Below are 23,532 nucleotides of genomic sequence, written 5' to 3'. Positions count from 1 at the left end.
TGAATCATGAACCTGACTGAACCCCGCGAGCTGGCGCCACTGCTTGAAGCCTTTCTGTTGGCCTCGGGAAAACCGCAATCGCTTGAACGCCTGTTCGAACTGTTTGAAGAAGGCGAGCGCCCGGAGCCGCCGGTGTTCAAGAAAGCGCTGACGATTCTCGCCAAGTCCTGCGACGGCCGCGCCTTTGAGTTGAAGGAAGTGGCTTCCGGGTATCGCTTGCAGATTCGCGAGAAGTTTTCGCCGTGGGTCGGGCGGTTGTGGGAAGAGCGCCCGCAACGTTATTCGCGGGCGATGCTCGAAACCATGGCGCTGATCGCCTATCGCCAGCCGATCACCCGTGGCGAGATCGAAGACGTGCGCGGCGTCGCGGTAAACAGTGACATCGTCAAAAAGCTGCTGGAACGCGAGTGGATTCGCATCGTCGGCTACCGCGACGTGCCGGGGAAACCAGCGATGTTTGCGACCACTAAAGGCTTTCTCGATCACTTCAACCTGAAGAACCTTGACGATTTGCCGCCGCTCGCCGAACTGCGCGAAATGGAACCCGACCCGGTGCTCGACTTCGACGACGCGCCGGTGCCCGCCGGTTTGCAGGAGCTGGCCGATGCCAGCGCCGAACCGGAAGAGCCCAAGGAAGAAACCAGTTTCCACACGTTGTTGCTGGAACTGGATGACATGGAGCAGGGGATCAAAACCGATTTTGATGATTTGTTGCGCGATGGCGCGGTGACAGAAACTGAAGACGGTTCGGATCGGGCAGCGCCGGATGGGCAAATCCAGGTTGAACTTCAAATCGAGCCCGAAGCCTCAATTGAAGACGTGCCGGCAGACGTCCCAGAACCAGCACCGGAGGAAGACGTGTTGGGTGTGGCCGAAGCCCGCGAGAAACTCCTCGCCGCCGTCGCCGCCCTGCAGCAACCGGCGCCCGAGAGCGAAGAAAGCGAGGAAGAAGCCGAGGCCCGCGCGCTGGCCGAAGCCATTGAAGCTGAACGCCGCGAATTCGACGACTGACATACGGTCGGCGAATGATGAAATTCCACTGTGGGAGCAAAGCTTGCTCGCGAGACGGCGGCACAGCCAGCATTTGCGTCGCAGGTACACCGCCATCGCGAGCAAGCTTTGCTCCTACAGAGTGCGCATTCTCAGGAGGCATTAATGAGCTCAACCAAAGACCCGTGCATCAGCGTCTGTAAGTTCACCGACGATATCTGCGTCGGTTGCGGGCGCAGCAAGCGTGAGATCAAGTCGTGGAAGAAACTCGACAAGGCCGATAAGCGCACGGTGCTGGCCGAAGCGGCGCTGCGTTTGATCAAGCTGGGCGCGACCGGTCGGCGGAAACACAAGTAAGTCACCCGCCATCAGCTAGTCTCTGATGCGCGAACGCTGACATGAGCGTATGATTCGCGACCCTCCGACGATCCCTTCGTCCGAGAACAAGTTTTCAACGCTTCAGGCCCTCACCTCAGAGCTGCCTGAACAGACCACACCGGGAGGTGCCCAGATGAGTATCAACGACCAGAAAGACGGCCCAAAAGACGATCAGGAAATCGGTCCTGCAGGCGAAAAACTGCAGAAAGTCCTCGCCCGCATCGGCGTCGGCTCGCGCCGTGACGTGGAAGCCTGGATCAGCCACGGTCGCATCAAGGTCAATGGCAAGGACGCGACCCTCGGTCAACGCGTCGATATGCACGACGCCATCACCATCGATGGCCGCGTGATCAAGCGCGAAGAAGCCGCCGAGTCGGTACGCCGCGTGATCATGTACAACAAGCCCGACGGTGAAATCTGCACTCGCCTTGACCCGGAAGGCCGTCCAACCGTATTCGACAAGATGCCAAAACCGAAAGAAGGTCGCTGGATCAACATCGGTCGTCTGGACATCAACACCACCGGTCTGCTGATGTTCACCACCGACGGTGAACTGGCCAACCGCCTGATGCACCCTTCCTACGAAATGGACCGTGAATACGCGGTGCGTGTGCGTGGCGAAGTCGATGACGAGATGATCGAGCGCTTGAAAGCAGGCGTCGTCCTCGAAGACGGCCCGGCCAAGTTCACCGACATCAAGCAGGCGCCGGGTGGCGAAGGTTTCAACCACTGGTACCACTGCGTGGTAATGGAAGGTCGCAACCGCGAAGTTCGTCGTCTGTGGGAATCCCAGGGCCTGGTGGTCAGCCGTCTGAAACGCGTGCGTTTTGGTCCGGTGTTCCTCAACTCGGACCTGCCGATGGGTCGCTGGCGCGAAATGAGCCAGTACGAAGTCGACATTCTCAGTGCTGAAGTGGGCCTGACGCCTGTGGCAATGCCGCAGATGAACGCCAAGAGCAAAGACAAGCTCGACCGCATGCAGCGTAAATCGTCGCGTCCGATGGGCAAGACCGAGCGCGTGCGTTCGTTGCGTCCAGCGATCGGCAACCAGACCGCCGCGACCCCGCGTGATACCCGCGAGCCGCATATCGAAGGTGAGCGCCCGGCCCGTAAACCGGTAGCACCGCGTGCTGACGGCGAACGCGGTCCACGCACGCCACGTCCGGCCAATGGTCGCACCGAGCGCGGCGAAGGCCGTGGTGCGCCAAGCGGTGGTCGTAGCGATCGTGGTGCTCCAGCAGGTCGCGGCGAGCCGCGTGGTGATTCGAGTCGCGGTGCGCCAGTGGCGGACCGTCCGGCCGATACCAAGCGCCCGGCCAAGGCCCCGGCGAAAAAACGCCCAGGCATCGTTCTGGTCAACAAGGACGCGCCATCGGGCAAGCGTCGCGGCGCACCTGCCGGTTCGGGCCAACGCCCGGGCTTCGGTCGTCGCAAGCCGGAGTAAGCGGCAAGCGCTGGATAAAAAAACGCCAACCTTCGGGTTGGCGTTTTTTTTTGGTCTGGCGTTAGTGGTGCGGCGTCTGGGAGTCAGTCATCGCGAGCAAGCTCGCTTCCACAGGAGATTATCGGTTTGGCGAAGATGCAATGTGGGAGCGAGCTTGCTCGCGATGAGGTCGGTAGCAGCACCGCCACTTCAGGGCTTAAAAGACAAACCGGCCATCAAATACCGGCTCGTCATCCAGCGCCAACACGCCGCTGGAGAAGATCAAATCCAGATGATGGCTGCCCTTGGCCCCACCGCCCAAGCCGAGGTGCAAGCCGCAATGGCGTTCCTCGAACCCGGCGTTGCGCGCATAGAGTTCCTTCACGCCTTCATTGGTGCCAATGCCCAATTCTTCGATTCGCCGATTTGACGGATTGGCGTCCAGGTATTTATTGAAATCATGTTCCAGCCCCGGAACATCTGTAGCAATTTTGCTGATAGTCGAGTTCTCGATCCATAACTCCAGCGGCGACTCCAATACCCCGTATTTACGGGCGAATGGAATAGTACTGAGGAACGTCCCCATAAACTTCACGCGACCATTAATGGCTTCGCTGTGCGTGGCAATTTCACCAGGCGCCAAGTCGAAGTTGCCGACACCATTGATATCGGTCCACTTCTTGATACTGCTCATGGGTGTTTCAAACCATGAGCCATGTTCATCTTTGAAACTAAGCGTCGTGGCGTGGGCCATGCGCTGGATCAAATGGCTATTGAGCCCGGCAATACGCTGCGGGGTGACACTGAACGTGTCGTAGAAGTAATCACCGTAATCCTTGAACAGCAGCGACTTTTTCCAGTTCTCCGCCATTACCCCTTGCAGCGCGCGGACAAAATCCGGGCCGTCGGGACGAGGGTTGGGGAGGGTGGAAGAGTCGTAAAAGAAAATGTACAGATCGCTGTCGGCAATCGCCTGGGCCAGCAGATCCGTGGGTTCGAGGTCCAGGCGCATGGCGCTGAAGCTGAACTGTTGGCTGTTTGCGGCCTGTTCGGCGATGGCGCCGGTCAGTGCCTGGTAATCAGCGGTGTGGCCGAGCAAGACCTTCGCCGGGTTGATTCCGACAAGGGCTGGGTGGTGTTCGAGGTAGTAAAGGAAATGCGAGATAGCACGTTGCTTATCCATGTAGTCCTCCCTGACAAACCGAGAAAATGTGGCAGGCACGACCGGCCGGATCGTGCCTGCCTGGATCGCTTACAGAGGCCACATCGCCGTGCCGAACGGAACAACCGCGTCGGCTTGCATCATTTCCACGGCGGCTTCATGGGTCGGTGCTTCAAACCAATCGTCCAGTTGCAGTTCAGTTTCCAAGTCTTTTTCAAGTGCTTGCATTGTGAATCTCCTAGATGACTTTTGAGTAATAAAGCGGCGCTGCTTTCAGTCAGTGAATACAACACCAACTTGCCGGTCGAGGCGGCTCGGCAAGTCGCTCAAAAACTAGTTCAGACAGTTTGATAATGCAAAATAATAATTAAATAAGATTGTTGGGAACTTGTTTCGCAGTTCTTTGGAAGTAGATTTTGTGTTTAAAAAACAAAAAACTAACTCGACCTGATCCTTAGGAAGCTTCCTATCGTCAATTTGCAGGCGTCCTACAGCCTTATCTGATTTGGCAAATTAACGTTACGGCGTGTAACGGAAGTTTTACGAAATCTGCGATGAAGTCCCGTGAAATGAAGCTGTCACGGAACGCGTAAGGAAAACCTTCCGCACGTCCGATTCGTGCTAGCGCTGCAAGGCTCTGGCGTGCTTGTTTCAGAGGCGTTTGAAGGGTGAGATGCGCCCCATGCCTGCCGTGCAGGTGCATAACAAGAAGGAGGCGCAATGAACGCCGTGCATCATCTCCATCTCTCCCCGTGGGCGGATTTTCCCCTCGCTTGCGTCGATGACCTGCAAAGGTCTGACTCCTTATTTGCAGCCGCCCGAGTGCTTCGTGGCGGACACAGGCAATCCCGGCAACCGACACGCTGATCCAGAGGTGTCTGGCAGCAGGGGGTTAGCGGTGTACAATGCGCCGCGTTTTAACTGTGACCTCCTGCGCATCAGCGCAAATTTCAAGGCTATCCGCCTTGTTCACTCCGCCGCGCCACAAGCGTGTCGGGTTCGATTTCGTCACAGATAAAAACAAACAGGTGACGCATGACCGTTGTTAATTCGCTGAACTCCTGGTGCTTGCGCTGGGGTTTGATCGGCGCTGCTTGAAATTGCAACCGAGCAGCAACGTCTACTGAACATCATCAAACCTTGCGTGAGACCCTTTTCATGAGTGGACAAAACTCGCATTCAGGCGAGCTGAAACGCGGCCTGAAAAATCGCCACATTCAACTGATCGCCCTCGGTGGCGCGATCGGTACCGGGCTGTTCCTCGGCTCGGCGGGCGTGCTGAAATCCGCCGGCCCGTCGATGATCCTCGGCTACGCCATTTGCGGCTTCATCGCGTTCATGATCATGCGCCAGCTCGGCGAGATGATCGTCGAAGAGCCAGTGGCCGGTTCCTTCAGCCACTTCGCGCACAAATACTGGGGTGGTTTTGCCGGTTTCCTCTCGGGCTGGAACTGCTGGATTCTGTACATCCTGGTGGGCATGTCGGAGCTGACGGCGGTCGGCAAGTACATCCACTACTGGGCGCCGGACATCCCGACCTGGGTCTCGGCCGCCGGTTTCTTCGTGCTGATCAACCTGATCAACCTGGCCAACGTCAAAGTCTTTGGCGAGGCCGAGTTCTGGTTCGCGATCATCAAGGTCGTGGCGATTGTCGGCATGATCGCCTTGGGCAGCTATTTGCTGGTCAGCGGCAACGGTGGCCCGCAAGCGTCGGTCAGCAACCTTTGGTCCCACGGTGGTTTCTTCCCGAACGGGGTCAGTGGTCTGGTGATGGCCATGGCGATCATCATGTTCTCCTTCGGCGGTCTGGAAATGCTCGGTTTCACCGCCGCTGAAGCCGACCAACCGAAAACCGTGATCCCGAAAGCGATCAATCAGGTGATCTACCGGATCCTGATTTTCTACATCGGCGCACTGGTGATCCTGTTGTCGCTGACGCCTTGGGACAGCCTGTTGGCCACGCTCAACGCTTCCGGCGATTCCTACAGCGGCAGCCCGTTTGTGCAAGTGTTCTCGATGCTCGGCAGCAACACCGCCGCGCACATCCTCAACTTCGTGGTGCTGACCGCCGCGTTGTCGGTGTACAACAGCGGCACCTACTGCAACAGCCGCATGCTGCTGGGCATGGCCGAGCAGGGCGATGCGCCGAAAGCGCTGGCCAAAATCGACAAGCGCGGCGTGCCGGTGCGTTCGATTCTCGCCTCGGCGGCGGTGACGCTGATCGCCGTGTTGCTCAACTACCTGATCCCGCACAGCGCGCTGGAACTGCTGATGTCGCTGGTTGTGGCGACTCTGGTGATCAACTGGGCGATGATCAGTTTCTCGCACTTCAAGTTCCGCCAGCACATGGACAAAACCCGGCAGACGCCGCTGTTCAAGGCCTTGTGGTACCCGTACGGCAACTACATCTGCCTGGCGTTCGTCGGGTTCATTCTGTGCGTGATGCTGCTGATTCCGGGCATCCAGATCTCGGTGTACGCGATCCCGGTGTGGGTGGCGTTCATGTGGATCTGCTACGGCATCAAAAACAAGCGCCGCGCGCAAAATGCTCTGCACGCTGTCACGAAATGACGTAAAACGCAGGAATGAAAAACCCGGCCATTGTGCCGGGTTTTTTTTGGTTCTTTTTTGTGGCGGCCATTCCGCCGGCAGTTAGCGGACTCGTTCTGAGGTCTTATTCCTACATGCGTGGTTATTACGTACTACAGATATTTCGGAAAAGATAAAAAACAGAGCGCTCTGTTATTGATTCGGAAACAGCCTACAACTCGCCCGGCTGATTTTTCCTTAGTCTGTTGCTCCAGAAATATTAAAGAGCGGGATCTGTGGCGATTCTTTATAAAAAATATTGCCTGGGCTCACGTAATTGCGGCTATGAGTGCTTATAGCTCTTGGAGTGAAGAGTGTGAATGAAGAAGCTTGTGATATTCATGATGTTACGCGCACGGCTTCTGATTTGGTTATCTCCATCAAACAGTTTTTGCAAAGCACGGTAATGGTAATGCCGCTTATTATTCCATGGATTTATTCTTGTCGGTTTTCGGCTTGTTGAGGCCGGTTCGAAAAGTCGGCTCATTCGAACTGTTCAGGTATGATTCGATAAATTACGAGAGCGCGTTTCGGCAAACAGGAAAGTTGATATTGATGTTCGAAGCTTTGGTTGATTTTTTAACAGTGGATGCGTTGCTTAAGGAAACCCCTGCGGGGGAGTGAAGTTTGAATGGCCAGTCATTTTATACGTGCCGATAGCTTGATTTTGTGTGAGTGATTGGTTGGGACCCTCCCGCGCGGATAAGAGGATGAGGTCAATGTTGCTTGAGAATATTCGATATTATTTTTCTGTTACTTGCCTGGTACTCGGTTGCTCAGGCTTGCCGACGGGAATCATTGTCTGGGGCATAACTGAAATTGTTCCCTTGGAGGGGAGGTCTCTGGATATTGCCTACTTGATCACTTACGTGGTTCTGGTCTTTTTTGGATTGCGCTTTTACATTCCGAGAATGCGGGGGCACGCGTAAGGACGGTGATGGTAAAACCGCAGCCCTTTGCTTTTCAAAGCCACATTGTAAGAGAAGCCAGCCTCTTAAGTCGTCGTTGCTGTGACGTATGAGCTGTTTACGTTTTACCGTGCATTCTTGGTATGTAGATAATCAGCCCGACAATAACGACGATTGTGTAGGATGCCAAGTAGGCTTTGTATAGATATCTCTCGTCGATGTGAAATATTTGCCTGATACCGAATACAATAAGTCCGGAGGGTAGTTCAGAGCAGCCAAGAACTAGAAGTGTGATCGAAATATAATATCTTATTTTTTTTAGGTTCATGGGTGTAAGAAGTCTGGTTGATTGGAGCTGTCAGAGTAGAGAACTTGTTTGAATCAGAGCAACTCTTTTTGGGCGTATCAGTCGTGATCGTAAAGATTATCCAAGTCGCTTTTCCTAAATTGCATTTGATATTAACCACCACATTCGCGGTATCCTGCACGTCCTGACCCCGGACGTTTTTCCATGCTGGTGATTTCCAACAATGTGCATCTGCCGGATGCCGAGATCGAGTTGACTGCCATCCGCGCTCAGGGCGCCGGTGGGCAGAACGTCAACAAGGTGTCCAGCGCGATGCACCTGCGCTTCGACATTCAGGCGTCGTCGTTGCCCGAGTTTTACAAGGAGCGACTGCTGGCGCTGCGCGACAGTCGCATCACCAGCGATGGCGTGTTGATCATCAAGGCCCAGCAATACCGCACGCAGGAGGCCAATCGCGCCGACGCGCTGGAGCGGCTGGTCGAGTTGATTCTCAGCGCCACCAAGGTTGAAAAGAAGCGTCGTCCGACCAAGCCGACTCTCGGTTCGAAGAAGCGTCGGCTCGAATCAAAAACCAAGCGCGGCAGCATCAAGGCTGGCCGCGGCAAGGTGGATTTCTAGCGTTTGGCTTTTTCTTCGCGGTACTTTTCGCTGAGATGTTTCGGCGCCTGCCGGTATAGATAAACGCTCAATGCCAAACCGGTCAGCGCCGCCAGGGCGGCGAACAGGAAGATCGAGGCAAAACCAAATCCGGCCGCGATCGCTCCGGCCAGCGGCCCGGTGATGCCCAGCGACAAATCGATGAACAACGAATAAGCGCCGACTGCCGCGCCACGACTCGATGCTGGCACCAGGTTCACCGCCTCCACGCCCAGCGCCGGGAACACCAGTGAGAAGCCAAAGCCGCTCAATGCAGCACCGGCCAAAGCCCAATTGGCGTCTGGCGCGAGCCACAACAGCAGCAACCCCAACGTCTCCACGGACAGGCAGGCAATCGCCACGCGAAAGCCGCCGAGCCGGTTGATCAAATTGCCGAACAGCAACCGCGCGCCAATAAAACTGGCGCCGAATACGCTCAGGCACAGCACCGCGTTCGACCAATGCTGCGTCGCGTAATACAGCGTGATAAACGTGGCGATGGTGCCAAACCCAATCGAGCCCAGCGCCAGACCGCAGCCGTGCGGCAATACCCGACCCAGCACGTGCATGAACGGCAGGCGTTCACCGACGACAATCGGCGCAGCGATCTTCGGCCAGGCCAGCACCAGGCCCAACACCGCCAGCAGCACAATGCTCACGCCCATGCTCCACAAACCCAATTCGTCGACCAGCCATACGCCGAGCGGCGCGCCGATGGCGATCGCGCCGTAACTGGCGATGCCGTTCCAGGAAATCACTTTGGCGGTATTCGCCGCACCGACGCGGCCGATGCCCCAGCCAATCGAGCCCGAGCCGACCAGGCTTTCTGCGCTGCCGAGCACCAGACGGCCGATCAACAGGCTGATCAAACTGAGCATCGGCAGACTCTGGGTCCACGCCGAAATCAGCATGAACACACCGCTCAAGCCGCACCCGGCGAGTCCATACATCACCGCCAGTTTGCTGCCCTTGTTGTCGATGATGCGCCCGGCATACGGGCGGCTGAGCAGGGTCGCTAGGTATTGCACGCTGATCACCAGCCCGGCGATGACCGCGCCGAAACCGAGTTCGCTGTGGACGTAGCCGGGCAATACGGCCAGGGGAATGCCGATGTTCAGGTAACCGATGAAGGTGAAAAGGACGATGGAGACGACTTGCAGCGTGACCGCCAGGGGGCGCTGGTTTTCTGACATGGGTAAAGGTCCACGGGGCAGCAGGATAGATAGGCTGCTTATGATAGCGGCGCGAGGGGCGGGCGGTCGTGGAAAAGTAAAACTATTTGCCGGGCGGGGATCGATCAGGGTTTGGCGGGGGCGACCAGTTGCGTGGTGACGAGGGCGGCGAGGGCATTTTCTTCGCTGCCGAAACGCGCCAGCAGCGTGGCTTGTTTTTCCGGCGAGAGGCGATTCCAGATATCGATCATTTTCTCGGCGGTGCCGATCAGCACGCTGGCTTGCAGCGCTTCATCGTGGGCAGGAGTGGATTCGTCGGTCATGGCGGGGCTCGGGGTTCAGGCGGTGTGGAAAGCGCATGTTAGCGCTTTCCACACGGTCTGGCATTGCAGGTGTTTCAGTCTTCGCTGTCAGCCTGGCGGCTGTCAGTGGCTTCCTGGGTCTCGGGCTGTTGGGCACCGGCTTGTTGCGTGGCTGTCTGCTCAGTTTCGTGCAGGCTTGGGAAGGGGAGATTAGGGATCTCGTGCATGTTCGCGCTCCTCGCAAAGTCTGTTGATAGATCTGGTAGATCCGCGCTTTTAAAAAGCTTGGGCAGGATACAGCAGGAAAAATGACAAATAGACTTTTATCTCGAATTTCTGCGACCAATGGCCGCAGGGGGCGAGTTTTTTCGACCGTCGCGCAAACCAGTGTGGGAGCGAGCTTGCTCGCGATAGCGTCAGCACATTCAACATCAATGTGGCTGATAAACCGCCATCGCGAGCAAGCTCGCTCCCACAGGGGATAGGGTGTGCCTGAAGTTACTTGCAGACTTCGGCGATGGCTTCGGCCAGCAGTGACAGGCGGGTCGCGTCGATGCCGGCGACGTTGGCCCGGCCGGAGTTGACCATGTACACGCTGTGGTGATCGCGCAGCTGTTTGACTTGCTCCGCCGTCAGCCCGGTGTAGGAAAACATCCCGCGCTGCACGCCGATGTGCGCGAAGCGCTCGCGCAAACCGTGCGGTTCCAGTGCTTCAACCAGACCGCTGCGCAACTGCGCGATGCGCAAACGCATGGCTTCCACTTCGTCGGCCCAGATGCTTTTCAGTTCCGGGTCGCCGAGGATTGTCGCGACCACTGCCGCGCCGTGATCCGGTGGCGTCGACCACAGGTTGCGGGCGATGTTGGCCAATTGGCTGCGGATATCGAGCAGCTTGTCAGCGCTTTTCGCACAGACAATCAGCGCGCCGGTGCGATCGCGGTACAAACCGAAGTTCTTCGAGCAGGAGCTGGTGATCAGCACTTCCGGCAACGCTTCGACGAACAACCGGGTCGACCACGCGTCCTGTTCCAGACCGTCGCCGAAACCTTGATAAGCAAAGTCGATCAGCGGCAGCAGCTCGCGGCGGCGAACCACCTCAAGCACCCGGCGCCAGTCGTCATGCGCCAGATCAAAACCGGTCGGGTTGTGGCAGCAGGCGTGCAACAACACCACGTCACCCTTCGACGCTTCGTTCAGCGCGGCGAGCATCGCATCGACGTCAAGACGGTTGTCGCTGCCCACGTACGGGTAGTGACTGACCTTGAGCCCGGCGGTGGCGAAAATTGTTTCGTGGATCGGCCAGGTCGGGTTGCTCAACCAGATGCCACGGCCCGGCAGCATCTGCGCGATGAAATCAGCGCTCAAGCGCAACGCGCCGGTGCCGCCCGGGGTCTGGGTGACGCCAGCACGTTGTTCGGCGATCAGCGCCGAATCGGCGCCGAGCACCAATTCGTTCATGACTTTGCCGAACGCCGGGTCGCCGTGACCACCGATGTAAGTCTTGGTGGTCTGCCGCTCAACCAGCCGCGCTTCGGCGAGTTTCACCGCTTGCGGAATCGGCGTCAGGCCCTGGGAGTCTTTATAAACGCCCACGCCCAAGTCGAACTTGCGCGGGTTGGGGTCCTGCGCGTAGGCCTCCATCAGGCCCAGAATCGGGTCGCCGGGGACGCGGCCGATGGCGTCGAAATGCATTACTTGCGGCCCTCGGCGTCTTTCGCCACTTCGTCAGTGCGCGCGGCCATGATGAAGTCGTTGCGGTGCAGGCCTTTGATCGAGTGGCTCCACCAGGTCACGGTGACTTTGCCCCACTCGGTCAACAGACCCGGGTGATGGCCTTCAGCCTCGGAGATTTCGCCGACGGCGTTGGTGAACGCCAGGGCGTGCTTGAAGTTCTTGAACAGGAAGACTTTTTCCAGTTGCATCACGCTGTCGCGAACTTCGATGTTCCAGTCAGGGATCTGCTTGATCAGTACCGGCAGTTCTTCGTCGCTGACTTGCGGGGCATCGGCGCGGCAGGCTTCGCAATGGGCTTGGTTCAATGTGGACATGGTCTGGTTCCCGATTCGATTCTTGTTAGACGTTACTGGTTTTGCGCGCACACCGCGAGTGTCGGTTGCGCTCAGGCGGCTTTCGGCTTGGGCGGAAATTTCGGCGCGTGCAAGCCCAACTGCATGCCTTGTTGGACCATACCCATGATGTCTTCGTGGGCCAGGTCGAACAAACGCTTGAGGTTGGGCAGGACAAAGTACAGCGGTTGCAGGATGTCGATGCGATACGGCGTGCGCATGCATTCCAGCGGATCGAAGGCCTGATGCTCGGGCTCGTCCGACATGCAATAAACAGTTTCTTTTGGTGAAGACAGGATGCCGCCGCCGTAGATGCGCTGGCCCTGCGGGGTGTCGACCATGCCGAACTCGATGGTCATCCAGTACAGGCGCGCCAGATAAACGCGTTCTTCCTTGGAAGCCTGTAGGCCAAGTTTGCCGTAGGTGTGGGTAAATTCGGCAAACCACGGATTGGTCAGCAAAGGGCAGTGACCAAAGATCTCGTGGAAAATATCCGGCTCTTGCAGGTAGTCCAATTCTTCACGGGTACGGATAAACGTCGCCACCGGAAACTGCTTGTTGGCGAGCAACTCGAAGAAGGTCTGGAACGGGATCAGCGCCGGAACGCGGGCGACTTGCCAACCGGTGGTTTCACCGAGGACTTTGTTGATCTCGCCGAGTTGCGGAATGCGGTCGTGGGGCAGACCGAGTTTTTCGATACCGTCCAGGTATTCCTGGCACGCACGCCCTTCGATCACTTTCAGTTGACGAGTGATCAGCGTGTTCCACACCGCGTGTTCTTCGGCGGGGTAGTCGATAAAACCTTGCGCATCGGGCTCGCGGGCCACGTATTGCGTCTGCTTCATGCTGTTCTCCTGCTAGGGGAATTCGTTTTTGTTATGTCCAGCGATGGCTTTAGAGATACCCGAAGGCGTGCCGGGATGCAGCAGCAGCTCAGCGTCGCGCGTAGGAATAATCCGAGGATTTCGTAAAGTTTTCGTTACGATTTGGCGGGTGGTGCGCAGATATTGAGTTTTTACGGTTTGAAAAGGCCTGTGGGTGTCACATAATCTTGACGATTAACTGAGCGGCTCGGCAGAAATGTGCGCCGAAATGCGCTGCAAAACCCTTGTGGGAGCGAGCTTGCTCGCGATTACGGTGGGTCAGACAACCTTACATTGAATGACCCGCCGCCATCGCGAGCAAGCTCGCTCCCACAGGAATAGGTGTTCGGCATCTACTTTACTCACCGCTTTTTCGGGCCTTTTTTATGCGTATCAAAGTCCACTGCCAGAACCGCATCGGCATCCTGCGCGACATTCTCAATCTGCTGGTGGAATACGGCATCAACGTCGCGCGCGGCGAGGTCGGCGGTGAGCACGGCAACGCGATCTACCTGCATTGCCCCAACCTGATCAACATCCAATTCCAGGCGCTAAGAGCAAAGTTCGAAGCGATTGCCGGGGTCTTCGGCGTCAAGCGTGTAGGCCTGATGCCCAGCGAGCGCCGGCACATGGAGCTCAATGCGTTGCTCGGTGCGCTGGAGTTTCCGGTGTTGTCGATCGACATGGGCGGCTCGATCGTCGCGGCCAACCGCGCGGCGGCGCAGTTGCTTGGCGTGCGCGTTGACGAGGTGCCGGGGATTCCGTTGTCGCGTTACGCCGAGGATTTTGATCTGCCGGAACTGGTGCGCGCCAACAAGTCGCGGATCAACGGCCTGCGCGTGAAAGTGAAGGGCGACGTGTTTCTCGCCGACATCGCGCCGCTGCAATCGGAGCACGACGACAGCGAAGCGATGGCTGGCGCGGTGTTGACGTTGCACCGCGCCGACCGCGTCGGCGAGCGCATTTACAACGTGCGCAAGCAAGAGTTGCGCGGCTTCGACAGCATCTTCCAGAGCTCCAAAGTCATGGCCGCCGTGGTGCGCGAGGCCCGGCGCATGGCGCCGCTGGATGCGCCGCTATTAATAGAGGGCGAAACCGGCACCGGCAAAGAGCTGTTGGCGCGCGCTTGCCACCTCGCCAGTCCGCGCGGGCAATCGCCGTTGATGGCGCTCAATTGCGCGGGGCTGCCGGAATCCATGGCCGAGACTGAATTGTTCGGTTATGGCCCCGGCGCGTTCGAAGGCGCGCGCGCGGAGGGCAAGCTCGGGCTGCTGGAATTGACCGCGGGCGGAACGCTGTTTCTCGATGGCGTCGGCGAAATGAGCCCGCGCCTGCAGGTGAAATTGCTGCGCTTCTTGCAGGACGGCTGCTTCCGGCGTGTCGGCAGTGATGAAGAGGTGTACCTCGACGTGCGGGTGATTTGCGCGACGCAAGTGGACCTTTCCGAATTGTGCGCGCGCGGCGAGTTTCGTCAGGATCTGTATCACCGCTTGAATGTGCTGTCGCTGCACATCCCGCCGCTGCGCGAATGCCTCGACGGTTTGACGCCGCTGGTCGAGCACTTCCTCGATCAGGCCAGTCGGCAGATTGGTTGTCCGCTGCCAAAGCTGGCGCCGGCGGCGATGGAACGGCTGAGTCATTACCATTGGCCGGGCAACGTGCGGCAATTGGAGAACGTGCTGTTCCAGGCGGTTTCGCTGTGCGAGGGCGGGACGGTGAAAGCCGAGCACATTCGTTTGCCGGATTACGGCGTGCGTCAGCCGCTTGGCGATTTCTCGCTGGAAGGCGGGCTCGACACGATTGTCGGGCGTTTCGAGAAAGCTGTGCTGGAACGTTTGTATTCCGAACACCCGAGCAGTCGGCAATTGGGCAAGCGCTTGGGCGTTTCGCACACCACCATTGCCAACAAACTGCGTGAGCATCAAGTCGGCAAAGAACCCGGCTGATTGGCGCGTGTGGCGAGGGGGCTTGCCCCTGTCGGGATGCGCAGCAGCCCCCTGCAACCTTCCAGACTCACCGCGTCGCCCGCAATTGCGACTGCTGCGCAGCCGAACGGGGGCAAGCCCCCTCGCCACGGGTTTTTGCGTTGGCCTGGAGGTCGACGCTTGCCGTTAGCGGCATAACACCGCCGGTTTTTCGTCTCCGATACATTTCCCCAATCCCCGCAAAACCCCGCAAGTCCTTTGTTTGCCGGGCTTCGCGCCGTCAAAAGAAAGTTGGTCTGCAAATTGCTTAAGGCTCAGCAGTACAGCAGTGGACGGCAAACGTCCGGCATGCAGAGGATAGAGCGTGGACAAGTACCTTTATGTGGCAATGACCGGCGCCAGCCAGAATGCACTGGCGCAGAAGGCTCATGCGAACAACCTGGCGAACATCTCCACCAACGGTTTTCAGAAGGACCTCGAGCAGGCCCGTTCGATGCCGGTGTTTGGTGACAGCTTTCCGGCGCGCGCCTATGCCATGACCGAACGCCCGGCCACCGACTTTTCCGCTGGCACGCTGGTGGAAACCGGCCGTGACCTCGACGTTGCCGTGAGCGGCAATGGCTGGATCGCCGTGCAAACCCCCGGTGGCGGCGAAAGCTACGTGCGCACCGGCAGCCTCAACATTGACGCCCTCGGCGTTTTGCGCGCCGGCAACGGCATGCCGGTGATGGGCAATGGCGGGCCGATTGCCGTGCCGCCCGAGCAGAAAATCGAAGTGGGCGAGGACGGCACCATCAGCATTCGTTCGATGGGCGAAGGTCCGCGCGTGATGGCCGAAATCGACCGGATCAAACTGGTCAACCCGGACCTGAAGAACATGACCAAGGGCCTCGACGGTTCGATCCACACCAAGGACGGCCAGCCGGCGCCAGCCGAAGCCGGCGTGAAACTGGTGTCCGGGTTCCTTGAGTCGAGCAACGTCAACGCCGTCGAGGAAATGACCTCGGTGTTGGCTTTGTCCAAGCAATTCGAGCTGCACATCAAGATGATGAACACCGCCAAAGAAGATGACCAAGCCATGGCTCGGGTCTTGCAGATCACCTAATTATCAGAACGTCGCGCCGTAAAACAGGCGCACGAGGAGAATCGAATGCTTCCGGCTCTATGGGTTGCCAAAACAGGTCTGTCCGCCCAGGACACTAACCTGACGACCATTTCCAACAACCTGGCGAACGTATCGACCACGGGTTTCAAACGTGATCGCGCCGAGTTCCAGGACTTGCTGTACCAGATCAAACGCCAGCCAGGCGCCCAGTCCACCCAAGACAGCGAACTGCCGTCGGGCCTGCAAGTGGGTACCGGTGTGCGCATCGTCGGCACGCAGAAAAACTTCACCGCCGGCAGCCTGCAAACCACCGAAAACCCGCTGGACATGGCAGTCGACGGTCGCGGTTTCTTCCAGATCCTGCAACCGGACGGCACTACGTCCTACACCCGTGACGGCACTTTCCACCTCGACTCCAACGGTCAAGTGGTGAACGCCAGCGGTTTTGCCCTGGAGCCGGCGATTGTCATCCCCAACAACGCCCAGACCTTCACGGTCGGTCGTGACGGCACCGTGTCCATCACCATTGCCGGCAACGCTGCCTCGCAAGTGATCGGCAACCTGCAAACCGCCGACTTCATCAACCCGGCCGGTCTGCAGGCAGTGGGCAACAACCTGTTCCTGGAAACCGCTGCCAGCGGCGCGCCGCAAGTCGGCACTCCGGGCCTCAACGGGTTCGGCACGACGCTGCAGAACACCCTGGAAACGTCCAACGTCAGCACCGTTGAAGAGATGGTCAACATGATCACCACTCAGCGCGCTTACGAGATGAACTCCAAGGTGATCTCCACCGCCGACCAGATGCTCTCGTTCGTCACGCAGAACATGTAATCAAGTCTATGGGGCGACCATAACGTCGCCAGCTACACCGTGAGGTAGGGTCATGAAGCGCTTTGTATCTGTTCTGGCACTGGGTGGGGTTGTCGCACTCGCGGGCTGCGTCGCGCCGACGCCAAAGCCCAATGACCCTTACTACGCCCCGGTGCTGCCACGCACGCCGTTGCCGGCGGCGGCCAATAATGGCTCGATTTACCAGGCCGGTTTCGAACAGAACCTGTACAGCGACCGCAAGGCGTTCCGGGTCGGTGACATCATCACCATCACCCTCAACGAGCGCACGCAGGCGAGCAAGGGCGCCAACTCGCAGATCGACAAGACCAGCAAAACCAGCATCGGTCTGTCGTCGCTGTTCGGTGGCGGCTTGAGCACCAGCGACCCGGTCGGCAGCGGCAGTTTGAGCCTCGACGCAGGCTATAGCGGCGACCGTGCCACCAATGGCGCGAGCAAGTCCGGGCAGAGCAACAGCCTGACTGGCTCGATCACCGTGACCGTCGCCGACGTCTTGCCCAACGGCATCATCGCCGTGCGCGGCGAGAAGTGGATGACCCTGAACTCGGGCGACGAGCTGGTGCGCATTGCCGGTCTGGTGCGCGCTGATGACATCGCCACTGACAACACCGTGTCGTCGACCCGCGTCGCCGATGCACGGATCACCTATTCGGGCACCGGTGCGTTTGCCGATGCGAGTCAGCCAGGCTGGTTCGACCGTTTCTTCCTCAGCCCGCTGTTCCCTTTCTAGGTGGCTACGTTGAATCTTAAACAGCTGTTGCTGGGCGCCTGCCTGTTGTCCGCAGCCTTCGGTGCTCACGCCGAACGGCTGAAGGACATCGCCAGCATTTCCGGGGTTCGGACCAACCAATTGATTGGTTACGGCCTGGTGGTCGGGCTTAACGGCACCGGCGACCAGACGACACAAACCCCGTTTACCCTGCAAACCTTCAACAACATGCTCTCGCAGTTCGGCATCAAAGTGCCGCCGGGCTCGGGCAACGTGCAGTTGAAGAACGTCGCTGCGGTGTCGATCAGCGCTGACCTGCCGGCGTTTGCCAAGCCGGGTCAACAAGTCGACATCACCGTTTCGTCCATCGGTAACTCCAAGAGCCTGCGCGGCGGCACTTTGCTGCTGACGCCACTCAAAGGTATCGACGGCAATGTTTACGCCATCGCTCAGGGCAACCTGGTCGTTGGCGGCTTTGATGCGGAAGGTCGTGACGGTTCGAAAATCACCGTTAACGTGCCTTCGGCCGGGCGTATTCCTGGCGGTGCTTCGGTCGAGCGTTCGGTGCCGAGCGGTTTCAATCAGGGCAACAGCCTGACCTTGAACCTCAACCGTTCCGACTTCACCACCGCCAAACGCGTGGTCGACAAGATCAACGACCTGCTCGGCCCAGGCGTGGCCCAGGCGATTGACGGCGGTTCGATCCGCGTCACCGCGCCGCTCGATCCGAGCCAGCGCGTCGACTACTTGTCGATCCTCGAAAACCTTGAAGTCGACCCGGGTCAGGCGGTGGCGAAAGTCATCATCAACTCGCGCACCGGCACCATCGTTATCGGCCAGAACGTCAAGGTTTCGCCGGCCGCCGTGACCCACGGCAGCCTGACCGTGACCATCACCGAAGACCCGATTGTCAGCCAGCCCGGCCCTCTGTCCAACGGTCAGACTGCCGTGGTGCCACGCTCGCGAGTCAACGCCGAGCAGGAAGCCAAGCCAATGTTCAAGTTCGGCCCGGGGACCACCCTCGACGAAATCGTGCGTGCGGTGAACCAGGTCGGCGCGGCGCCGGGTGACTTGATGGCGATCCTTGAAGCTCTGAAACAGGCCGGCGCGTTGCAAGCCGACCTGATTGTGATCTGAGGACAGCAACCATGGACATGCGCAAGAGCGGGGCGGTCAGCAATAGCGATTCGGGTTCTTATTCGGACCTCAATCGCCTGAATCAGCTCAAGGTCGGCGACAAGAACAGCGACGGCAATATGCGCAAGGTTGCGCAGGAATTCGAGTCGCTGTTCCTCGGTGAAATGCTCAAGTCCATGCGCTCGGCCACCGATGCGCTGGGCCAGGACAATCCGCTCAATACGCCTGCGGCCAAGCAATACCAGGAAATGTACGACCAGCAGTTGGCCGTTTCCATGTCCCGCGAGGGCGGCGGTATCGGCCTGGCTGACGTGCTGATGCGGCAGATGTCGAAGAACAAAGCGCTGGCGCCCGGCGAAGCGGCGATCCTGTCTGCACAAAAGCAGGAAGAAGCGAAAAAAGCGGCGGTGGAAACGCCGATTGCCGCCGGCACGATTGCTACCAATGGGCCGTTGTCGCGGGTCAATGGCGAGCGTCCGTTGTGGGCCTCGCGCTCGCTCAAAGGTTCGCAAGCGGTCAGCGATCACAGCAACGACGTGGCGCTGCTCAACCAGCGTCGGTTGGCTTTGCCGCCGAAACTCGCCGATCGTTTGCTCGCCGGTCTGGTGCCATCGACGCCAGCCACGGCCAACATTGCGACCAACGCTACGGCCAACAATGCGGCCAACGCCATCGTCAACCAAACCCCGTTGCCAGAACGCGCGGCGACGCCAACCGGCGCCGGCCCGCTGTACAACGGCGACTGGCTGGCGGCGCAAACCGACACCTCGACTGCATCGAATGGGCGCATGCAGGTTTACGGTCGGGCGATGGCGCAGATTCCGTTGGCGCCGGCGAAAAAAGCCTTCAGTTCCGCCGACGAATTTGTCGCCACCATGCTGCCGATGGCCAAGGAAGCCGCCGAGCGCATCGGCGTCGATCCGCGTTATCTGGTGGCCCAGGCTGCGCTGGAAACCGGTTGGGGCAAATCGGTCATGCGCGCCCAGGATGGCAGCAGCAGTCACAACCTGTTCGGGATCAAGGCCGGCACTAGCTGGAAGGGCGATTCGGCGCGGGCGATCACCAGCGAATTCAGGGATGGCGCGATGGTCAAGGAGACCGCGCAGTTCCGTTCCTACGACTCCTACAAGGACAGCTTCCACGACTTGGTGACATTGCTGCAAAGCAACAATCGTTATCAAGATGTGCTGAAGTCGGCCGATAACCCAGAACAGTTTGTACGCGAGTTGCAGAAGGCCGGTTACGCAACCGACCCGAACTACGCCAACAAGATTTCGAAGATAGCCATGCAGATGACGAGTTACCAAAACTACGCTGCGGCGGGCGTTTCCACTACGCCTCTATAAGGCACAAGGAATAAGGTCTGAACCATGAGTTTGCTTAATATCGGGATGTCGGGACTGGCGGCGAGCCAATCCTCTTTAGCTGTGACGGGCAACAACATTGCCAACGTCGACACCGCCGGTTATTCGCGTCAGCAAACCGTGCAGGGCACCAAAGCCTCGCAGCAGTACGGGAACGTTTTCATCGGCTCGGGCACGACCCTGGCGGACGTTCGTCGCGTCTACAACTCGTACCTCGATTCGCAGCTGCAAACCGCTACTTCGCTGAATAGCGAGTCGGCCGCGTACCTGAATCAGGCAACGCCGCTGGATGCTTCGCTGTCGGACACCAACACCGGCCTGACCGGCGTGTTGCAGAAATTCTTCACCTCGATGCAGGGCGTTTCGACCTCGGCCACCGACGACACGTCGCGCCAGTCGGTGCTGACCGGTGCGCAGGCGTTGACCAGCCGTTTCAACACCATCGCCAAGCAGCTCAATGATCAGAACGCCACGATCAATGGCAGCCTCGCGGACATGGCGGCGCAGGTGAACAAACTGGCGACTTCGATTGCCAACCTGAACCAGAAGATCGGCGAAATCTCCACCAGTGGCGGCCAGCCCAACGACCTGCTCGACACCCGTAACGAAGCGGTGCGTCAGCTCTCGCAGATGGTCGGCGCACAAGTCGTCGAGCGCGGCAGCAGCTACGACATCTACGTTGGCAGCGGCCAGCCGTTGGTGATGGGCAACACCACCAACACCCTGGAAACCGTCGCGAGCAAAGACGATCCGACGCGCATGGGCCTGCAGATGAATCGCGGCTCCAGCACCATCGACATCACGTCGGTGATCAGCGGTGGCGAGATCGGTGGCCTGCTGACGTATCGCAAAGAAGTGCTCGACCCTTCGCTCAATGAGTTGGGGCGCGTGGCCCTGGTGGTTGCTGACCAGATCAACAGTCAGCAGGCGCAAGGCATCGACAAGAATGGCGAGTTCGGCGCGCCGCTGTTCAGCAACATCAACAGCGCCGCACTGATCAGCCAGCGCAGCATTGGCGGGGCGAACAACAGCGCCGGTTCCGGCAACCTCGATGTGACCATCAAGGACACCGGCAAGCTGACCACCAACGATTACCAGGTGACGTTCACCAGCGCGACCAACTACTCGGTCAAGCGCTCGGACGGCACCGACATGGGCGCGTTCAGCACCACGACCACCCCGGCGCCAGTGATCGACGGCTTCAGCCTGTCGCTGAATGGCGCGGCCCTGAGTGCTGGTGACAGCTTCAAGGTGACCCCGACCCGTGGCGCCGCGACCAGCATTCAGACGGTCTTGAGCGACCCGAAAAAGATCGCTGCCGCCGCACCGTTGAGCGGCGTTACCAGCGCCAACAATGGCGGCACTTACACCCAGCCAACGCTGACCACCAAACTCGATATCTACAACCCGGTGTCGCAGTCGGAGTTGCAAGCGGCGCTGAAAAACTCGACGCCGGTCAAGCTGACCTTCGCTGCCGCCAGCGGTGGCAGCCAGACCTACCAACTGACCGACGCCCAAGGCAATTCGCTGGGCAGCGGCACGATTGTTCCGGGCCAGAGCAATACCGTGAACATGAAAATCGGCATGGTCGACGGCAGCGGCAACCCGATCATGGACGGCGGCACGCCGCCGGCGCAGAAAACCTTCACCGTGCAGACCACGGTGGGCGGCACGCCCAAAGCCAACGAAAGCTTCACCGTTTCGTTGACCGGCGCCGGCTCCTCGGATAACCGCAACGCTCAGGCGCTGGTCGGCCTGCAAACCAAACAGACGGTAGACACCGGTTCGGCGAGCAAGGGCATCAGCCTGACTGACGCCTACAGCAAGCTGGTCACCAACGTTGGCACCAAGGCTGCCCAAGGCAAGTCCGACAGTGCCGCCACCACGGCGATTCTGGCGCAGGCCAAAGGCGCGCGTGATTCGTTGTCCGGGGTCGACCTGGATGAAGAAACCGGCAACCTGGTGAAATACCAGCAGTACTACACCGCCTCTTCGCAGATCATCAAAGCTGCGCAGGAAACTTTCAGCGTGCTGATCAACAGCCTTTAAGGAGTCGTAATTCATGCGCATTTCTACCGCCCAGTATTACGAAACAACCGCTGCCAACTATCAGCGCAACTTCAACAAGGCGATCGCCACCAGCAATGAAGCCAGCAACCTGACGCGCATCAACACCGCCGCCGATGATCCGCTGGGTGCCGGTCGTTTGCTCAAACTGGGCCAGCAAAGTGCCGCACTTGAGCAATACACCACCAACATCAGCACCACCAAAAGCGCCTTGAGCCTTCAGGAAACCACCCTGACCTCGATTGGCAGCGCCTTGCAGCGCGCCAAGGAAATCGGCCTGGCCGCCAATAACGGCATCGCCACCGATGCTGACCGCAAGGCCTACGCCGCCGAGATCAGCCAGATCCAGCAACAAGTGCTGGGCCTGATGAACTCCAAGGACGCCAACGGCAATTACCTGTTCGCCGGGTCGAAAACTGACACCCCGCCGTACTCGCCGAACTCCGACGGCACCTTCAGCTACAGCGGTGACCAGAGCAGCATCGACTTGGGCATTGGCGATGGCATGTCGGTTGCCACCAACACCACCGGTTGGGATGCCTTCCAGCAGACCATCAACACCAGCCGCACCCAAACCAGCATGACCGCGCCGGCGGTGGATGATGGTCGCGTGGTTCTGTCCCAGGGGTCGGTTGGCACCGCAGCCACCTACAACGCCAAATTTGCCGGTGGCGAGCCGTACACCGTCAGCTTCCTGAGCAGCACCCAGCTGAAAATCACCGATGCCCTGGGCAACGACGTGACCGCTGAAGCCAGCCAGAATGGCGTTATCAGCAACAGCAACGGGGCGAATCAGCAAGTCAGTTTCCGCGGTGTCGACCTGAAGTTGAACATCAACCTCAAGGCTGGGGACACCAACCCAGACGCAGTGATTGCCGGTCACAGCTTTACGCTGTCGGCGACCCCGGACACCTTCAACACCTCGCGCAGCCCGGGCAACGTCTCGACGGCGGTGATCACCAGTTCCACCGTGACCGATCAGGCGGCTTACAACAAAGCCTTCCCGGCGGGCGGGGCGGTGCTGAAGTTCACCAGCGCCACCGATTTCGACCTGTACGCGGCGCCAGTGACCGCTGACAGCCGACCGGTTTCGTCGGGCACCATGGTCGGCAACAACGCCACCGCTGCCGGCGTGACCTTCGCGGTGAACGGCACGCCAACCGGCGGCGATCAGTTTGTCTCGCAGTCGAACAACCATCAGACGCAGAACGTGCTCGACACGCTGGGGAAAATGGTCACGGCGCTGAACACGCCGATCGACGGCGATGCAGTGGCCAAGCAGAAGTTTCAAGGGGCGATGGAAGCCGGTCTGGGCAACATCGACAGCGCCGCCAACCAGCTCGGCTCGGCGGTCACTTCGATCGGTGCGCGTGGGCAGTCGCTGGACAGCCAGACGACCACCAACGAGAGCCTGACGCTGGCGAATACCGCCACCCAGTCGTCGATTCGTGATTCCGACCCTGCCGAAGTCATGACCCGCCTGACCTTGCAGCAAACCATGCTGCAAGCGGCGCAACTGGCCTTCAGCAAAATCACCTCGCTGGGTTTGTTCAACAAGATCTGACGGTGACCGGGCGCCA

Annotated in this window: 21 protein-coding genes; 13 read left to right on the top strand and 8 right to left on the bottom strand. The window is 59.1% G+C overall.

Features of this window, described 5'->3' with window-relative positions:
- The first annotated feature begins 6 nt into the window (after nucleotides 1-6).
- The 3 genes from scpB to rluB all read left to right on the top strand — a co-directional run bounded on the left by scpB (nucleotide 7) and on the right by rluB (nucleotide 2,812).
- Nucleotides 7-1,011, top strand: a complete 1,005-nt coding sequence (gene scpB, locus BLU01_RS04965; protein WP_092271536.1) for an SMC-Scp complex subunit ScpB — start codon at nucleotides 7-9, stop codon at nucleotides 1,009-1,011.
- A gap of 144 nt (nucleotides 1,012-1,155) precedes the next feature.
- On the top strand, nucleotides 1,156-1,347 hold the full coding sequence (locus BLU01_RS04960) for a DUF1289 domain-containing protein (protein ID WP_092271534.1): 192 nt from the start codon (nucleotides 1,156-1,158) through the stop codon (nucleotides 1,345-1,347).
- Nucleotides 1,348-1,501: 154 nt separating this feature from the next.
- A complete protein-coding gene (gene rluB, locus BLU01_RS04955; protein WP_092271532.1) occupies nucleotides 1,502-2,812 on the top strand; it encodes a 23S rRNA pseudouridine(2605) synthase RluB in 1,311 nt (436 codons plus the stop codon).
- 196 nt (nucleotides 2,813-3,008) lie between these two features.
- Here rluB and BLU01_RS04950 read toward each other — a convergent pair whose 3' ends face one another.
- Together BLU01_RS04950 and BLU01_RS27730 are read right to left on the bottom strand one after the other, a co-directional pair.
- Nucleotides 3,009-3,974, bottom strand: a complete 966-nt coding sequence (locus BLU01_RS04950; RefSeq protein WP_092271530.1) for a M29 family metallopeptidase — start codon at nucleotides 3,972-3,974, stop codon at nucleotides 3,009-3,011.
- Between the two features lie 69 nt (nucleotides 3,975-4,043).
- On the bottom strand, nucleotides 4,044-4,181 hold the full coding sequence (locus BLU01_RS27730) for a hypothetical protein (RefSeq protein WP_010461921.1): 138 nt from the start codon (nucleotides 4,179-4,181) through the stop codon (nucleotides 4,044-4,046).
- Nucleotides 4,182-5,111: 930 nt separating this feature from the next.
- On the opposite strand from BLU01_RS27730, the gene BLU01_RS04945 reads away from it, so the two are divergent.
- Entirely contained in the window at nucleotides 5,112-6,524 is a 1,413-nt protein-coding gene (locus tag BLU01_RS04945; protein WP_092271528.1) for an amino acid permease, read from the top strand.
- A 1,437-nt stretch (nucleotides 6,525-7,961) separates the two neighbouring features.
- Nucleotides 7,962-8,375: an alternative ribosome rescue aminoacyl-tRNA hydrolase ArfB gene (gene arfB, locus BLU01_RS04930; RefSeq protein ID WP_092271522.1), complete on the top strand. Its 414-nt coding sequence runs from the start codon at nucleotides 7,962-7,964 to the stop codon at nucleotides 8,373-8,375.
- Here arfB and BLU01_RS04925 read toward each other — a convergent pair.
- The 6 genes from BLU01_RS04925 to phhA form a co-directional block, all read right to left on the bottom strand.
- On the bottom strand, nucleotides 8,372-9,586 hold the full coding sequence (locus BLU01_RS04925; protein ID WP_092271520.1) for an MFS transporter: 1,215 nt from the start codon (nucleotides 9,584-9,586) through the stop codon (nucleotides 8,372-8,374). The genes arfB and BLU01_RS04925 overlap by 4 nt on opposite strands.
- Before the next feature lie 104 nt (nucleotides 9,587-9,690).
- A complete protein-coding gene (locus BLU01_RS04920) occupies nucleotides 9,691-9,888 on the bottom strand; it encodes a hypothetical protein (protein WP_092271518.1) in 198 nt (65 codons plus the stop codon).
- A gap of 74 nt (nucleotides 9,889-9,962) precedes the next feature.
- Entirely contained in the window at nucleotides 9,963-10,094 is a 132-nt protein-coding gene (locus tag BLU01_RS28175) for a hypothetical protein (RefSeq protein WP_256592739.1), read from the bottom strand.
- A gap of 271 nt (nucleotides 10,095-10,365) precedes the next feature.
- Nucleotides 10,366-11,559: an amino acid aminotransferase gene (locus tag BLU01_RS04915; RefSeq protein WP_092271515.1), complete on the bottom strand. Its 1,194-nt coding sequence runs from the start codon at nucleotides 11,557-11,559 to the stop codon at nucleotides 10,366-10,368.
- Nucleotides 11,559-11,915: a 4a-hydroxytetrahydrobiopterin dehydratase gene (locus BLU01_RS04910; RefSeq protein WP_008030478.1), complete on the bottom strand. Its 357-nt coding sequence runs from the start codon at nucleotides 11,913-11,915 to the stop codon at nucleotides 11,559-11,561. The genes BLU01_RS04915 and BLU01_RS04910 overlap by 1 nt, the downstream gene beginning before the upstream one ends.
- Before the next feature lie 71 nt (nucleotides 11,916-11,986).
- Entirely contained in the window at nucleotides 11,987-12,778 is a 792-nt protein-coding gene (phhA, locus tag BLU01_RS04905; protein ID WP_092271513.1) for a phenylalanine 4-monooxygenase, read from the bottom strand.
- Nucleotides 12,779-13,182: 404 nt separating this feature from the next.
- On the opposite strand from phhA, the gene BLU01_RS04900 reads away from it, so the two are divergent.
- From BLU01_RS04900 to BLU01_RS04865, 8 genes are all read left to right on the top strand, one after another.
- Nucleotides 13,183-14,742 (top strand): sigma-54-dependent transcriptional regulator, encoded by a 1,560-nt coding sequence (locus tag BLU01_RS04900; protein WP_092271511.1) that lies wholly within the window; start codon nucleotides 13,183-13,185, stop codon nucleotides 14,740-14,742.
- Nucleotides 14,743-15,085: 343 nt separating this feature from the next.
- A complete protein-coding gene (locus BLU01_RS04895) occupies nucleotides 15,086-15,826 on the top strand; it encodes a flagellar basal body rod protein FlgF (protein WP_092271509.1) in 741 nt (246 codons plus the stop codon).
- 45 nt (nucleotides 15,827-15,871) lie between these two features.
- Nucleotides 15,872-16,657, top strand: coding sequence for a flagellar basal-body rod protein FlgG (gene flgG, locus BLU01_RS04890; RefSeq protein ID WP_092271507.1), 786 nt, complete (start codon nucleotides 15,872-15,874; stop codon nucleotides 16,655-16,657).
- 52 nt (nucleotides 16,658-16,709) lie between these two features.
- Complete coding sequence (gene flgH, locus BLU01_RS04885) at nucleotides 16,710-17,405, top strand: flagellar basal body L-ring protein FlgH (RefSeq protein WP_092271505.1); 696 nt, start codon at nucleotides 16,710-16,712, stop codon at nucleotides 17,403-17,405.
- 9 nt (nucleotides 17,406-17,414) lie between these two features.
- Nucleotides 17,415-18,521 (top strand): flagellar basal body P-ring protein FlgI, encoded by a 1,107-nt coding sequence (locus BLU01_RS04880; protein ID WP_092271503.1) that lies wholly within the window; start codon nucleotides 17,415-17,417, stop codon nucleotides 18,519-18,521.
- Between the two features lie 11 nt (nucleotides 18,522-18,532).
- On the top strand, nucleotides 18,533-19,867 hold the full coding sequence (flgJ, locus tag BLU01_RS04875; RefSeq protein WP_092271501.1) for a flagellar assembly peptidoglycan hydrolase FlgJ: 1,335 nt from the start codon (nucleotides 18,533-18,535) through the stop codon (nucleotides 19,865-19,867).
- A 24-nt stretch (nucleotides 19,868-19,891) separates the two neighbouring features.
- Nucleotides 19,892-21,934, top strand: coding sequence for a flagellar hook-associated protein FlgK (flgK, locus tag BLU01_RS04870; RefSeq protein ID WP_092271499.1), 2,043 nt, complete (start codon nucleotides 19,892-19,894; stop codon nucleotides 21,932-21,934).
- 13 nt (nucleotides 21,935-21,947) lie between these two features.
- Nucleotides 21,948-23,516 (top strand): flagellar hook-associated protein 3, encoded by a 1,569-nt coding sequence (locus BLU01_RS04865; protein ID WP_092271497.1) that lies wholly within the window; start codon nucleotides 21,948-21,950, stop codon nucleotides 23,514-23,516.
- Nucleotides 23,517-23,532 lie beyond the last annotated feature (16 nt).

It is taken from the genome of Pseudomonas prosekii (assembly GCF_900105155.1).
In the GTDB taxonomy this organism is placed as follows: Bacteria; Pseudomonadota; Gammaproteobacteria; order Pseudomonadales; family Pseudomonadaceae; genus Aquipseudomonas; species Aquipseudomonas prosekii.
Note: the sequence above shows the minus strand (reverse complement) of the source record. Positions and strands in the feature narration are given on the sequence as shown.

Coding starts and splice junctions, on each gene's coding strand:
- flgK (WP_092271499.1), top strand. CDS start 19,892: ATGAGTTTGCTTAATATCGGGATGTCGGGACTGGCGGCGAGCCAATCC.
- rluB (WP_092271532.1), top strand. CDS start 1,502: ATGAGTATCAACGACCAGAAAGACGGCCCAAAAGACGATCAGGAAATC.
- BLU01_RS04900 (WP_092271511.1), top strand. CDS start 13,183: ATGCGTATCAAAGTCCACTGCCAGAACCGCATCGGCATCCTGCGCGAC.
- BLU01_RS04945 (WP_092271528.1), top strand. CDS start 5,112: ATGAGTGGACAAAACTCGCATTCAGGCGAGCTGAAACGCGGCCTGAAA.
- phhA (WP_092271513.1), bottom strand. CDS start 12,778: ATGAAGCAGACGCAATACGTGGCCCGCGAGCCCGATGCGCAAGGTTTT.
- BLU01_RS04950 (WP_092271530.1), bottom strand. CDS start 3,974: ATGGATAAGCAACGTGCTATCTCGCATTTCCTTTACTACCTCGAACAC.
- BLU01_RS28175 (WP_256592739.1), bottom strand. CDS start 10,094: ATGCACGAGATCCCTAATCTCCCCTTCCCAAGCCTGCACGAAACTGAG.
- flgG (WP_092271507.1), top strand. CDS start 15,872: ATGCTTCCGGCTCTATGGGTTGCCAAAACAGGTCTGTCCGCCCAGGAC.
- BLU01_RS04925 (WP_092271520.1), bottom strand. CDS start 9,586: ATGTCAGAAAACCAGCGCCCCCTGGCGGTCACGCTGCAAGTCGTCTCC.
- BLU01_RS27730 (WP_010461921.1), bottom strand. CDS start 4,181: ATGCAAGCACTTGAAAAAGACTTGGAAACTGAACTGCAACTGGACGAT.
- BLU01_RS04915 (WP_092271515.1), bottom strand. CDS start 11,559: ATGCATTTCGACGCCATCGGCCGCGTCCCCGGCGACCCGATTCTGGGC.
- scpB (WP_092271536.1), top strand. CDS start 7: ATGAACCTGACTGAACCCCGCGAGCTGGCGCCACTGCTTGAAGCCTTT.
- flgH (WP_092271505.1), top strand. CDS start 16,710: ATGAAGCGCTTTGTATCTGTTCTGGCACTGGGTGGGGTTGTCGCACTC.
- BLU01_RS04865 (WP_092271497.1), top strand. CDS start 21,948: ATGCGCATTTCTACCGCCCAGTATTACGAAACAACCGCTGCCAACTAT.
- arfB (WP_092271522.1), top strand. CDS start 7,962: ATGCTGGTGATTTCCAACAATGTGCATCTGCCGGATGCCGAGATCGAG.
- BLU01_RS04960 (WP_092271534.1), top strand. CDS start 1,156: ATGAGCTCAACCAAAGACCCGTGCATCAGCGTCTGTAAGTTCACCGAC.
- BLU01_RS04920 (WP_092271518.1), bottom strand. CDS start 9,888: ATGACCGACGAATCCACTCCTGCCCACGATGAAGCGCTGCAAGCCAGC.
- flgJ (WP_092271501.1), top strand. CDS start 18,533: ATGGACATGCGCAAGAGCGGGGCGGTCAGCAATAGCGATTCGGGTTCT.
- BLU01_RS04910 (WP_008030478.1), bottom strand. CDS start 11,915: ATGTCCACATTGAACCAAGCCCATTGCGAAGCCTGCCGCGCCGATGCC.